We start from the raw sequence: 13,500 nt of genomic DNA, 5'->3' as shown, positions 1-13,500 counted from the left end.
ACCCGGAAGCTAAGCCCACCAGCGCCGATGGTACTGCACTCGGGAGGGTGTGGGAGAGTAGGACACCGCCGGACTTCTTATTACTTAGGGCCACCCCATATGGGGTGGCCCTAAGTGCGTTTACGGCCGCGCTCGGCCGGATCGGGCCGCTCCCATCCGTACCCTCGAATGCCCTTGATCTTGGGGTTGAGGGGCGGTAAGGGGTGCGGCGGTCGGCGGGTGGGTGCGCGTCCGTAGAATCGACGGGTGACCGACACGACGGATGCCCGCACGAACGTGACCACCGAACTCCCCAGCCAGTACGCGCCGGCTGAGGTAGAGCAGCGGCGGTACGAGACGTGGGTAGGAAAGGGCTACTTCACGGCGGACCCGGCCAGCGACAAGCCGCCGTTCACGATCGTGATCCCGCCGCCGAACGTGACGGGTTCGCTGCACGTCGGCCACGCGCTGGACCACACGATCCAGGACGCGATCATCCGTCGCAAGCGGATGCAGGGCTTCGAGACGCTGTGGCTGCCTGGCATGGACCACGCCGGCATCGCCACGCAGAACGTGGTGGAGCGCAAGCTCGCCGCCAGCGGCCAGTCCCGCCATGACCTGGGGCGCGAGGCGTTCGTCGCGCGTGTCTGGGAGTGGAAGGCGGAGTCCGGCGGCGCGATCCTGGGCCAGATGCGGCGGCTCGGCGACTCCGTGGACTGGAGCCGTGAGCGGTTCACCATGGACGAGGGTCTGTCCCGCGCGGTGCAGACCGTGTTCAAGAAGATGTTCGACGACGGCCTGATCTACCGGGCGAACCGGATCATCAACTGGTGCCCGCGCTGCCTGACCGCGCTGTCCGACATCGAGGTGGAGCACACCAACGACGAGGGCGAGCTGGTCTCGATCCGCTACGGCGACGGGGCGAACGCGATCGTCGTGGCCACCACGCGTGCGGAGACGATGCTGGGTGACACCGCGGTCGCGGTCCACCCGGACGACGAGCGTTACAAGCACCTGGTGGGTACGGAGGTCGAGCTGCCGCTGACCGGCCGTCGCATCCCGATCGTGGCGGACGAGCACGTCGACCCGAGTTTCGGCACCGGCGCCGTGAAGGTGACGCCGGCCCACGACCCGAACGACTTCGAGATCGGCCAGCGGCACAACCTGCCGAGCCTGACCGTGATGGACGAGCGCGCGGTGATCTCCGTGCCCGGCCCGTTCGAGGGTCTGGACCGGTTCGAGGCGCGCCCGGCGATCGTGGCGGCGCTGCGGGCCGAGGGCCGGATCGTGGCGGAGAAGCGGCCGTACGAGCACGCGGTCGGTCACTGCTCCCGCTGCAAGACCACGGTCGAGCCGCGGCTGTCGCTGCAGTGGTTCGTCAACACCACGCCGCTGGCGCAGGCCGCGGGCGACGCCGTGCGTGACGGCCGGGTGCGGATCGAGCCGCCGGAGCTGGCCAAGCGCTACTTCGCCTGGGTCGACAACATGCACGACTGGTGCATCTCGCGTCAGCTGTGGTGGGGTCACCGGATTCCGGTCTGGTACGGCCCGGACGGCGAGATCGTCTGCGTCGGCCCGGACGAGGAGCCGCCGGCCGGCGAGGGCTGGCGCCAGGACGAGGACGTGCTGGACACCTGGTTCTCGTCCGGCCTGTGGCCGTTCTCCACGCTGGGCTGGCCGGAGCAGACGCCGGAGCTGGCCAAGTTCTACCCGACGTCCGTGCTGGTCACCGGCTACGACATCCTGTTCTTCTGGGTGGCCCGGATGATGATGTTCGGGCTGTACGCGATGGACGGCAAGCAGCCGTTCGACGTGGTGACGCTGCACGGCATGGTCCGCGACCAGTACGGCAAGAAGATGTCGAAGTCGTTCGGCAACGTCGTCGACCCGCTGGACTGGATCGAGCGTTTCGGTGCGGACGCGACCCGGTTCGCGCTGGCCCGCGGCGCCAACCCGGGTTCGGACGTCGCGGTCTCCGAGGAGTGGACGCAGGGCTCGCGGAACTTCAACAACAAGCTGTGGAACGCGACCCGGTTCGCGATGCTGAACGGCGCGACCATCAATGGTGAGCTGCCGGCCGAGCTGTCCACGGTGGACCGCTGGATCCTGTCGCGGCTGCAGCACGTGACCGCGGAGGTCGACCAGTACTTCGAGGCGTTCGAGTTCGCCAAGGTCTGCGACACGCTCTACCACTTCGCGTGGGACGACGTCTGCGACTGGTACCTGGAGCTGGCCAAGCCGGTGCTCCAGGCCGGTGGCCCGGCGGCGGACGCGACCCGGCGCGTGCTCGGCGAGGTGCTGGACAACCTGCTCAAGCTGCTGCACCCGATCGTGCCGTTCGTGACCGAGGAGCTGTGGCTGGCGCTGACCGGCGGCGAGACGATCGTGCTGGCCCCGTGGCCGGTCGCGGTCCCGGCGCTGATCGACGACGCGGCCGAGACCGAGGTCGCCACGCTGCAGAAGGTGGTCACCGAGATCCGCCGCTTCCGCTCCGACCAGGGCGTCAAGCCGACCCAGCGGGTCACGGCACGCCTGGACGGGCTGGACGTGGCCGGCATCGTGGCGCACGAGTCGCTGATCCGCTCGCTGGCCCGGCTCGACGCGGCCGGTGACGACTTCGCCGCGTCCGCGACGCTGGCCGTCTCCGACGCGGTCACGGTCGCGCTGGACACGCGCGGCACGATCGACGTGAAGGCGGAGCGGGCGCGGCTGGAGAAGGACCGGGCCGCCGCGGCCAAGGAGCAGGCGCAGTGCCAGGCCAAACTCGGCAACGAGGCGTTCATCGGCAAGGCGCCGGAGGCCGTGGTGACGAAGATCAAGGAGCGGCTGGCCGCGGCCGAGGCAGACTTGACGCGAATCGCCACGGCTCTGGAGGCATTGCCCACAGCATGAGCACTTACAAAGAGGCGGTGGCCGCGCTCGACGGGCGCGGTTTCACCCGCATGGAGTTCGACCTCGGCAAGATCGAGGATCTGCTCGACGTGCTCGGAAGCCCGCAGAGGGCCTACCCCACCATTCACCTCACGGGTACGAACGGGAAGACGTCCACGGCCCGCATGATCGACTCGCTGCTGCGGGCGTACGGGCTGCACACCGGCCGGTACACCAGCCCGCACCTCGAGTCGGTGCGCGAGCGGATCAGCCTGGACGGCGACCCGGTCTCGGAGGAGCGGTTCGCGGCCGTCTACACCGAGGTCGAGCCGCTCGCGGACATGGTCGACGCGCGGTCGGCGGAGCCACTGACCTACTTCGACATGACCACGGCGCTGGCGTTCGCGACGTTCGCGGACGCGCCGGTGGACGTGGCCGTGATCGAGGTCGGGCTCGGCGGCGCGGACGACGCCACCAACGTCATCCAGGCCGGCGTCTGCGTGATCACGCCGATCGGCCTGGACCACCAGGAGTGGCTCGGCGACACGATCGAGGACATCGCGCTGGCGAAGTCCGGCATCATCCACGCCGGCTCCACCGTCATCACCGCGGTGCAGGACGAGGAGGCGGCCCGGCCGCTGCTGCAGCGCTGCGCGGACGTCGGTGCCACGCTCGCCCGCGAGGGCGGCGAGTTCCGGGTGATCGAGCGCGCTGTCGCGCTCGGCGGCCAGGTGGTCAGCCTGCAGGGCCTCGGCGCCCGGTACGACGAGATCTTCCTGCCGCTGCACGGCGAGCACCAGGCGCAGAACGCGGCGCTGGCGCTCGCGGCCGTCGAGGCGTTCCTCGGCGCGGGCCAGGCCAAGGAGCTGAGCGACGAGATCGTCCGCGAGGGTTTCGCGAAGGTCGACTCGCCCGGCCGGCTGGAGCGGGTCCGGCACGCGCCGACGATCCTGGTCGACGGCGCGCACAACCCGCACGGCATGGCCGCGACGGTCAAGGCCGTCGAGGACGAGTTCATGTTCCGGAACCTGGTCGGCATCGTCGCCATGCTCGGCGACAAGGACGCGGACGGCGTGCTGGAGCTGCTCGAACCGGTCCTCTCCGAGATCATCATCACGCGGAACTCGTCGCCGCGCTGCATGGACCCGGAGGCGCTCGCCGTGATCGCGGACGAGATCTTCGGCGAGGACCGCGTCCACGTGGTGCCGAGCATGCCGGACGCGATCGAGCGGGCCGTCGAGCTCGCCGAGTCCGACACCGAGGGCGGCATGAGCGGCGTCGGCGTGCTGATCACCGGCTCGATGGTGACGGTCGCGGACGCCAGGACGCTGCTGAAACGATGACCGACGAGCGCAAGCCCTCCGGCCTGCGGAACCCCGCGGGCGCGGTCCGCGGGCTCGGCGCCGGGACGTTGATCATGGAAGCCGTAATCCTGCTCCTGGCGATCCAGCCGATCCGGCTGCTCGGCGGCGACCTCGGCCCGATCGCGATCGGCCTGGTCATCACGCTGACCGTGGCGTCGGTGGTGCTGGCCGGACTGATGGGCCGGGCGTGGGCGTGGCACGGCGGCAGCGCGATCCAGGTCGCGCTGCTGGCCGGCGGCTTCCTGCACTGGTCGCTGGCCGCGCTCGGCGTCATCTTCGGCCTGGTCTGGCTCTACGCGTTGCACGTCAGGAAGCAGATTCTGTCGTAGGTTCGGCCTTCGGGCCTGTATCGACTTCCACGTCGACACAGGCCCTAAGCTCGGCGTCGTGACGACGAGTGAGCAGGTGGGGCCGCTACGGCTGGTGGCACAGCGGATCGCGGGGCCCGGCTTCGCGACCGCGGCCGAGGCGGTCCGGTGGATGACCGCCATGCAGGCGCAGGACCCGCGCGGTGCGGCCGAGTCCGTGCTGCTCCGCGCGGGCGGCGGCGACGTGCCGGGCGCGTTCACCGCCGGCGCGATCGTCAAGTCCTGGCCGATGCGCGGCACGCTGCACCTCACCGCGGCCGAGGATCTCGGGTGGATCCTCGGGCTGACGTCCGCGCGCACGCTGGCCGCGTCCGCGTCCCGGCGGGCCGCGCTCGGGCTCGACGACGAGATCATCGCGCGGGCCCGAGACCTGCTGACCGGGGCGCTGACCGGCGGGCGGTCGCTGTCACGCGCGGAGCTGATGGCGCTGTGGGACGAGGGCGGCGTCAGCACCGCGGGCCAGCGCGGATATCACCTGCTCTGGCACTGTGCGCTGCACACGCTGGTCTGCTTCGGGCCGGTCCGCGACGGTGAGCAGCACCTGGTGCTGGCCGAGGAGTGGATCACGGCGCCGCGGCGGCCGCACCGGGAGGAGGCGCTCGGGGAACTGGCGCTGCGCTACTTCCGCAGCCACGGGCCGGCGACCGCGCGCGACTTCGCACGCTGGACCGGGCTGCTCGCGGCGGACTGCCGCACCGGGATCGCCGTGGCCCGGCCGTCGCTGCTCGCGGTCGGCATCGACGGCGTGGAGCACCTGATGGACCCGGGCACGCCCGACCTCTTCGCCGGACACCGGAAGGACGCGCTGGGGGTGCACCTGCTGCCCGGCTTCGACGAGTTCATCCTCGGCTACGGGGAGCGCGGGGCGGTGCTCGATCCGGAGTTCGCACAGCTCATCGTGCCCGGGAACAACGGCGTGTTCCGGCCGACCGTGATCGACCGCGGGCGGGTGACCGGAGTCTGGAAACGGGGGAAGGGCGGTGGCGTCGAGGCGACGCCGTTCACCGCGTTTCCGGCACGGGTGACGACGGCGCTGATGCGGCCGCGGTGATGCCGAGGCCTGCCAGACAGACGGCGACCGCGCCCAGGGCGCGGGCGTTGTCACCCAGAAACTGCAGCAGGGGGTACGCGTGGAGCGCGCCCGCGACCGCGCCGAACGAGACGATCATGGTGGCCAGCAGCGCCACGCCCGCGATCCCCGCCGCGCGCCCGGCCGTCACGCCGACGGCAGACGGCGTAGTGCCGCTTCGCGGTGGGATCTCGCTTGGCATCGGGGTGTCGTTTCGCGGTGGGAGTTCGCCTGGCAGCGTGGTGTCGCTTGGTGCCGCGGGGCTGCGCGGATGCTGAACCGGTGCCGCCGGACCGTCCGGTGTCGCGCGCTCGCCCGACGCCGGGGACAGCGGCCTGCCCGACCCCATGATCAGGATGATGGCGGCCAGCGCGGGCCAGATCTGGTGGTGGGTCCAGGAGACCGGGGAGGCGGCGACGGTCGCGCAACCGATCACGACGGCGGCGCGCAGCGGCTCGGCGGCGAGCTGGGCGCGGCGGGCCTGCCACAGCGCCACCAGGCAGACCGCGGCGGCCAGGGCCAGCCAGACCGGCGTCAGCACGTGTTCGGGCACGCCCGCGCGCAGCAGCACACCGTTGATCGACTGGTTGCCGGTCGACGTCAGGTCGCCGATCCGGGACGTGTGCAGGAACGTGCCCGACCAGTAGGTCCAGCTGTCCCCCGGCAGCACGGCCGCGCCCACCAGCGCACAGCCGAGGAAGGTGGCGCTCGCGCGTACCGCCGGAGCGATTTGCCGTGAGGAGACGAAGAAGAGCACGAAGAGCAGCGGGGTCAGCTTGATCGCGGCGGCCAGCCCGATCAGCACGCCGCGGTGCCGCGCGGGCGTCAGACCGGCCGCGTCGGCCAGCGCCATCAGCACCAGGAACACGCTGACCTGGCCGAACCGCAGATTGCTCTGCGCGGACGCGGTGACCAGCACCGTGATCGCGATGCCCGGCGCCCACAGCCCCGCGCGACGGCCCAGCAGGTGCGCCAACGTCACGCCGAGCCCGGCCACGGCCGCGGCCGTCGCGGTCAGCCAGACGATCCGCAGCGTCAACTCCGGGACCCAGGTCAGCATCACGAACAACACCGCGGCGAACGGGGGGTACGTGAACGGGCCGCCGTTCTCCGCAACGAACCCGTAGAGCGCGTCGCCGGCCCGGACCGCCTCCGCCGCGCCGTAGTAGATGTGCAGGTCGGAGAGGCGGTCGTCCGGCGGGCGACGCAGCACCAGCACGGACGAGACGACCGCGGCCACCACGAAGACCACCCACAGCACGGCCGCCCCCGTCCGAGGGCGGCCGGGCCAGGTCACACGGGTGGGGCGGATCTCCATTGGGACACCGTAATGCCATTGCCGTCCGGGTCACTGAACGCGGCGGCCCACAGCTCCAGCTTCTCGCCCCGGTTCACGGCCCGCGGCTCGTGCACGAACGACACACCCTTCCGCCGCAGCGCGTCGTAGACCGCCTGCACGTCGCTGACCTCAAGGTTGAGGTGCACGGTGCGTACGTTGACCGGCAGCGTCTCCGACACGGTCCGCAACACCAGCCGGGTGTCCCCGGATGCGAGGAACACGTTCCGCTCGCCCCGGTCGATCTCGTGGAAGCCGAGCATGTCCCGGTAGAACTCGCTCGACCGGTCCAGCTCCGTCACCAGGATCGTGATGCCGACGCCGTGAATGCCACCGGCCGCCCCCGGGCGGGCACTCGGATACGCCGTGATCAGGTCATCCACCGCCCCGGCCTCCGGCTCGTCCGCGAACCGCGACCGCGCCCTGACCTCCTCGGACCGGTGCGCACCCCGGCTCAGCGGCCGGTCCGGCGCGGTGGCCGGATCCACGTCCCGCCAGCCGACGGTGCCGATCCCGGAGACCCGCGCGCCGTCGCCCCCGCCCAGCTCGAGCGGGCGCGGAGCGGCGTGGGCGCCGGTCGTGACGGTGCCGCTGCCGGACTCGCCGGTCGCCGAGGCGGGTGCGTCTGCCGGCGCTGCTGTGGTGGGTGCGCCGGGCGAGGCTCCCGTGGCGGATGCGTCGGCCGGAGCCTCGGCGGTGGGTGCGCTCGGGGCTTCCGCGGACGGGGAATCCCCGGGGCCGGTGATGACGGGCGGCGTGAGCAGGGCTGCCGGTGGTGTGTCACCGGCGCTCCACGAACCCGGGACCACCCGCGCGCCGAGCACGGTGCCGAGGCCGTCGTTCGACCCGTCCTCGTGTGGCGCGGTGTCCGCTGCGGTTGGCTTGTCCGCTTCGTCTCCGGAGGCAGCGGTGCTGCCGCCGGCAGTGGTGACGGGAGCGGCCGGGTCGGTGCTGACGCTTCTTCCGGTGTCCTCAGGAGTCCGGTGGGGCGTACCACCGGTGGAGGTATCAGCGGTTTCATCGTCGGTGGTCGGCGTGCCGGTGGCTGACGTGCGGGCGGTTGACGTGCCGGTGGTTGGCGTGCCGGTGGTGTGGGCGGGTGTGGCGCCTGCGGCCGCCGTGGTGGTGCCTGCGGCCGGCGTGGCGGTATCTGTGGTGCCCGATGCCGGCGTGGTGGCGGTGCGAGAAGGCCCGGGGTCTGCGAAACCGGTGTTGCCCGCGGCCCTGAACTCGGGGTCCGCCGGCCCGCGCGCCGATGCGGGCGTATCGGTGCGGTCTGTGCGGAGGCCGTCCACATCGGAGGTTTCCCGGACCGGGCGTGAGGCGGATCCCTGGCCGGATTGCGGGGTTTCGCCGGTGCGAGTGGTGCCCGGGTCTGTCGGCCGGCGCCAGTCGTCATCGGTGGCGGGGCGAGACGAGGGCCCGGCGGCCGGTGCGGTCTCCGGAGCGGAGACCGCAGGCGTGGCCGGCCGGCGCCAGTCGAGATCCTCGGTGGTGCCGGCCGTCACCCGGTCCTCCGTGTCGGACGGAGCAGGCGAGACCGGCCTGTCCGTACCGGCGGAGGGCGGGGTCTCCGGCTCCAACGGCCGCATCGGCAGGGAATGCGGCGAGATCAGCGTCATCTCGATCGTGGTCTGTCGCTTCGGCAGCCGAGGCGGACCGATCTTGTTCCCGGCCGGGCGCTGCAGCCGAGGGTTCGGCGGCGTCGTGCCCGGCTGCGCGGCCGGGGCCACGCCGGCTTCCGGCGTGCCGGATCGCTGCACGGTCGGCTGCGACCCGGTCGACTGCGACCAGGCCGCCCGTGGATCGGTCGTTTCGGGCGAGGCGGTCGGCCGGTGTCCGGTGGTCTGGTCAGGCGTGGGGGCCGACCTGTGTCGGGTGCCGGGCTCAGACGTGGCGGTCGGGTGAGGTCCGGTGGCGGCCAGATCGGCGTCGGAGGGCCGCCCCACGGTGATGGGCTCGGCCGTGGTGGTCGGCTCGGGTGGCGCGGTCGGCCGTCCCGGGTGAGCGGTCGGCGGTGCGGTCGCGGTTGCCGGATCCGCCGTTACCGGCGCCACGAAGCGCGCGGACGGAGATCCCGTGCCACCCGCCCCGGCCGAACCCGGATCCTCCGGAGCGGAGTCGGGCGCGGTCAGGTCATAGGGATTCGGGCTGGCCGAGATCGTGCGCCCGGTACCCGCGGCCGGCGACGGAGGATGACGCCGAACGGCCCCGGGCGGCGTCGACCACGCGGACTCGGCGGGCCGCCGACTCCCGGCGGACCCGGCCGGCCCCGATGCGGCGTCCGTGGCCGCAGCTCCGGCCGTCCAGGCCGAACCTGTCGAACCGCCGGCGCCGGTTGTCGTGCCGCCGGCGTCCGCTGTGCCGCCCACGTCAGTTGCACGGCTCGCGCTGCCTGTGCCGGTCGTGCCGCCCGCGTCGGTGGTGCGGCCCGTGAGATCCGCCGTGTCGCCTGTGGCGTTCCCCCTGCCGGTCGTGCTCGGGGACGCCGTGCGACCTGTGGCGCTGCCGGTATCTGCGGTGCCTGGGGACGTAGCGCCGCGGTTTCCGGCGGCGCTGCCGCTCGGGCGATCCGTGTTTCTGCCCGAGACGATGCGGCGCGGGAGTACGTCCGGGACATCGGCCGGCCGGGGAGTGTCTGCGGTGCTGCCCGTGCCGGTGGCGTCCGAGGCCGCGGCACCGCGGTTTCCGGCGGAGGTGTCACTGCTCGGGCGGTCCGCGTTCCTGCTCGAGACGATGCGGCGGGGGAGCGCGCCCGGAGCATCGGCAGGCAGAGGCGTGCTCGCCCAGGTGGTCCGACTCCTCCGAGGCAACTCCTCGCCTGGGGTAACGCCGCCCGTCTCAGCGTCGCGGATATCCCGTGTCGCCGCGCCGCCGACGACGGTGTCGTCGGTGCTCAGGTCGGGGCCGCGGCCGCGGTCAGCGGGTTGCGCATCCGACCCGGGCATACCGGCCCGCTCAGCAGCGCCGCCGTCCGTGTGGGTCGCCGTCGCCGGGCCCGTGCCTCCGACCGGCCCATCCGGCGTCCGGCCGGATCCCGGCGTGGAGGTCGCTTCGTCCGTGACGCCGGTAGAGCCGGTGGAGCCTGCTGGAGCTGGGCCGGAGGCGCTTGCGGTGCGGCCCGGCTCGCCGCCGATCAGCGGTGCCGAGCCCAGGCCGTTTGCGGTGGCGTCGGTGCCTGTCGTGGCCGCGCCGGCACCCTTCGCGGCGCGTCCCGGCTCGCCGGTGGTGCGTCCCGTCTCGCTGGGCGCGTGACCCGACTCACCGGCGCCGCGTCGCGGCGCCACGCCGGTCGAGGAGGCCACGCCGCCCGCGGTGCCCGGTGCAGGGGAGACGTGGTCGTCGGGGCCGGGGGTGTCGGGTTCGGTGTCCGTAGGGGCGATCAGCGGCAGCGGATCCAGCGTCGAAGCGGTCCGCCCGTCGGGCACGACCGGTCCGGACGAGGCCGGCTGAGGTCCGTCGTCCAGCGGTAGATCAAGATCGTCGTGCAGCGGAAGGTCGATGTCATCGTCCACCGACGCTCCGGGCGTCGTAGCCCGCGCTTCGGCCTTCCCTGGTGGAGATTCGGTCTTCCTCGCGGCATCCGCGCTGGTCGACGCGGCTCCGGAAGCCACACCGGTCTCCGCCGCGGATCCAACGCCTGCCCGGGAGCCGGTTCCGGTCGAGGCCCCATCGGTCGCAGCCGCCGTAGATTCGCCACCCGGCTGAGAGCCCGCGCCGGCCGGCATCTCGGTCGAGGCCCCCGTGGCCGTTGTCGCGGATCCGGCGTCCGCCGACGGACCTGTGCCGGTCGGCGTGTCTGCCGAGCCCGCGCCGGTCGAGCCGGCGCGCGTCCGAGAACCTGCGTCGGCCGGCGCATCCGCCGGAGCGACACCGGCCGCGCCGGTGGCGCCACTCGCCGGCATCGCTGCGGAGGCCGTCCCCGAGGTCGTCTCGGATACCGCCCCGGAAGCCGGCTCGTCGTCGATCGGGAAATCCAGGTCGTCGAGGTCCGAGGAACTGCGGCCACCGGGCGCGGGCCGGTCGTCGCCGGGGCGGGGTGCCACCTGACGATCACCGGTGGCCGGCCGAGGACGAGGCGCCCGCGGACGCTCGCCCAGCGAGACGTCGGCATCGCCTGAGGGCCGGGCAACAGGCCGTGGTGCGGTGGCCAGCTTGCGGGCGGCGGGTCCGTCCTCGCCGCTCTGCTCCGGCGGGCCGGCCAGGCGTCCGAAGATGCCCTTGACCCCGGCGACGAGCCCCTTCAACGGGCCTCCCGACGACCCGCGGCCGGAACCGGCGGGCCCGCCTGCAGGGCGCCCTCCAGCACCGCCTGCCGGGCGTCCACCGGTATCGCCCACTGGGCCTTCGTTCAGCTCCCCGCCGCTCGCCATCGCCGAGAACTCGCTCCGGCCGTCGTCGCCCTCGTCCCGGTCGCGCCCGGTGGCCGGCGTCGGCCCCTGCCCGGGAACACGCCGGTCACCGGCCGCCTGATCTCGCCCGGCCTCTGCTCCCGCGCGCTCCTCCGCCTGCCGATCCCCGCCGCCGGCTCCCGACGCCCCTTGAGCCGGACCGCGCCCACCGTCCTCCGGACCTCGGCCGCTCTCCGGCGCCGTGGCCTCGTCCGCCCGCCGGTCCCGGTCCTGACCGGTGACCCACGGCGGCTCCTCGTACAGATCGTCGTCATCGTCGGCCGAATCGCGTTCGTACCCGACGTCCGGGACCGGCCCGGCGGACGCCCCCGGTGCCGACACCGCCGGTCCCGGAACCGCCCACCTGGCATACGCCGGCCTGGAGTCCTCCGATTCGTCCCCAGCCGCAGCCGACGACGGAGCGGCGACATAACGGTCCCGACCGGACAGCGGCTCGTCCTCGTTTCCCGCAGGCGCGAACCGGTCACGCGCCGACGGCCGGTCGTCGACCGACTCCTCCGCCTCGTGCTCCCCGCCCTCCTGATCACGCCGATTACGGGATCGCGACGCCGCAGTCCCGCCGGCGTCCGCCGTCGTCTCCCGGTCGGAATCGGCGAACAGGTCCACGTCGTCGTAGTCCGCGTACGCCTCGTCGTCCACGAACGGGGACGGCGAGTGGGCCGACGCCACGTCCTCCTCGGTTCGCCGGTCGCGGGCCGCCGAGGGGGACGGCGTGCCTGTGTCGTCCTCCGCATCGTCGTCCGTGCTCCGGGGCCGGGCGGCCGACCGTCCCTCCGTACGCGTCTCACGGGGCGAGTAGCCGTCGCGGCCCGGTTCCGTGTCGTCGTCCCGCGACGTCGGGCGGACGGTCCGCGGCGAATATCCCTCGCCGAGGTCGACCGGGTCGCCCGTGCCCCGCGGCGAGTAGCCGGCGGCGGTGGACGGCGCGGTCGAGCCGCGCGGCGAGTACGCCGAGCCCATGCCCGGGTCCCGCTCGGTCCGACGCGGCGAGTAGTCCTCGTTGGCCGGCCTGTCCAGGTCGGAGATCAGCTCCGGCTCGTCGTCCTCGTCGTCGTCATCCTGGTAGCCGGGCGCGGTCGACCAGGCGCTGCCCGGCGGGTCCGCCACCGCGGTCCCGGTCGGGTAGCCGCCGGCCGCGTCGGTACGGTGCGGGCGGGGACGGCGGGCGCGGTGCGGGAGCTGGGTGACGCTGGGGTCGTCCTTCGCGACGAAGCTGCCCTCCAGCACTATTCCGCCGCCGCGCGTCTCACGGATGACGATCGGGTGGTCGTCCTCGGGCGTGCGGACGTGCGGGATGTCCGCGCCGGCCGGGCTGCTGCCGCCACCGGACGGGGGCTCCGGCGGGTACGACTCCGCACCGTACGGGTCCGTCCCGTACGGCTCGTCGGTGTATAACGGCGTCCCGCCGGGGTTGTCCTCGGCCCGCCGGTCCCAGGGGGTCTGCTCGGCCTCGCGGAGCATCTCGTCCACGTCGTCGTCGTGCTGGCCCAGGAAGCCGGCCGGCCCCTCGCCCATGCCGGCCGCGGCCTCGGCGTGGGTGAGCACCTCGTCCCACTGGATCCGTGCGTACCGCATGTCGTCCATGGCGACCAGGACGGGCAGCACGGCGCCGGGGTCGGGCCACTTGTCGACCGGCACGCGCGGGTCCCGGATGCGCACGTCGGCGGCGGGCAGGCCGGGTGCGTCGATCCACACCCGCATCTCGGCGCGGCCGTAGGTCAGCGTGGACGGCGGCCGCTCGGAGATGGAGTCGACGCGCGCCGTGCCCTGGACCAGCGCACGCGGGCCGCGCCGCATCACGTTCGTCACCAGCAGGCTGATGGCGAGCACGAGCAGCGCGATGCCGAGCGCGGCGATCGGCCAGCTCTGCATGCCGGCGCCGAACAGCATGATGAACACCGCGATGGTGCCGAGGACGGCCGCGCTGACCTTGCGGATCGGCGCGATCGGTCGGGTACCGTTCGCCACAGTGGACCTCCTGGGAGTGTTGAAAACCAGGCTAGGCCGGTTCGCGGGCGGATGGGAAGGGCCAGGTCATCCGCTGGGTGACGGCTGCGCCGCAACCAGGGGCTATTAGTCTGAGTACCCAACGTCACGCCCG

6 protein-coding genes and 1 rRNA gene are annotated in these 13,500 nt (G+C 73.1%); 5 read left to right on the top strand and 2 right to left on the bottom strand.

Annotated elements, in window-relative coordinates; genetic code table 11:
- The 5 genes from rrf to OP04_RS14240 all read left to right on the top strand — a co-directional run.
- Positions 1-74: ribosomal RNA gene (gene rrf / locus OP04_RS56980) — 5S ribosomal RNA — on the top strand; the annotation flags it as partial.
- A gap of 172 nt (positions 75-246) precedes the next feature.
- Positions 247-2,871, top strand: a complete 2,625-nt coding sequence (locus tag OP04_RS14255) for a valine--tRNA ligase (protein ID WP_033340103.1) — start codon at positions 247-249, stop codon at positions 2,869-2,871.
- Positions 2,868-4,193 carry a bifunctional folylpolyglutamate synthase/dihydrofolate synthase gene (locus OP04_RS14250; protein ID WP_033340102.1) on the top strand — a complete coding sequence of 442 codons (1,326 nt, stop codon included), beginning with the start codon at positions 2,868-2,870 and terminating at the stop codon, positions 4,191-4,193. Before OP04_RS14255 ends, OP04_RS14250 begins: the two co-directional genes overlap by 4 nt.
- Positions 4,190-4,543, top strand: a complete 354-nt coding sequence (locus OP04_RS14245) for a DUF4233 domain-containing protein (RefSeq protein ID WP_033340101.1) — start codon at positions 4,190-4,192, stop codon at positions 4,541-4,543. Before OP04_RS14250 ends, OP04_RS14245 begins: the two co-directional genes overlap by 4 nt.
- A 58-nt stretch (positions 4,544-4,601) precedes the next feature.
- Complete coding sequence (locus OP04_RS14240; protein WP_033340100.1) at positions 4,602-5,633, top strand: winged helix DNA-binding domain-containing protein; 1,032 nt, start codon at positions 4,602-4,604, stop codon at positions 5,631-5,633.
- Here the strand turns inward: OP04_RS14240 and OP04_RS14235 are convergent.
- Together OP04_RS14235 and OP04_RS55590 are read right to left on the bottom strand one after the other, a co-directional pair.
- Positions 5,584-6,969 (bottom strand): glycosyltransferase 87 family protein, encoded by a 1,386-nt coding sequence (locus OP04_RS14235; protein ID WP_051797876.1) that lies wholly within the window; start codon positions 6,967-6,969, stop codon positions 5,584-5,586. The genes OP04_RS14240 and OP04_RS14235 overlap by 50 nt on opposite strands.
- On the bottom strand, positions 6,945-13,367 hold the full coding sequence (locus OP04_RS55590) for a VOC family protein (protein ID WP_033340099.1): 6,423 nt from the start codon (positions 13,365-13,367) through the stop codon (positions 6,945-6,947). The genes OP04_RS14235 and OP04_RS55590 overlap by 25 nt, the downstream gene beginning before the upstream one ends.
- Positions 13,368-13,500 lie beyond the last annotated feature (133 nt).

Source organism: Catenuloplanes japonicus (assembly GCF_000717135.1).
Lineage (GTDB): Bacteria > Actinomycetota > Actinomycetes > Mycobacteriales > Micromonosporaceae > Catenuloplanes > Catenuloplanes japonicus.
This window is presented reverse-complemented; position numbering and strand designations above follow the sequence as displayed.

Coding starts and splice junctions, on each gene's coding strand:
- OP04_RS14245 (WP_033340101.1), top strand. CDS start 4,190: ATGACCGACGAGCGCAAGCCCTCCGGCCTGCGGAACCCCGCGGGCGCG.
- OP04_RS14235 (WP_051797876.1), bottom strand. CDS start 6,969: ATGGAGATCCGCCCCACCCGTGTGACCTGGCCCGGCCGCCCTCGGACG.
- OP04_RS14250 (WP_033340102.1), top strand. CDS start 2,868: ATGAGCACTTACAAAGAGGCGGTGGCCGCGCTCGACGGGCGCGGTTTC.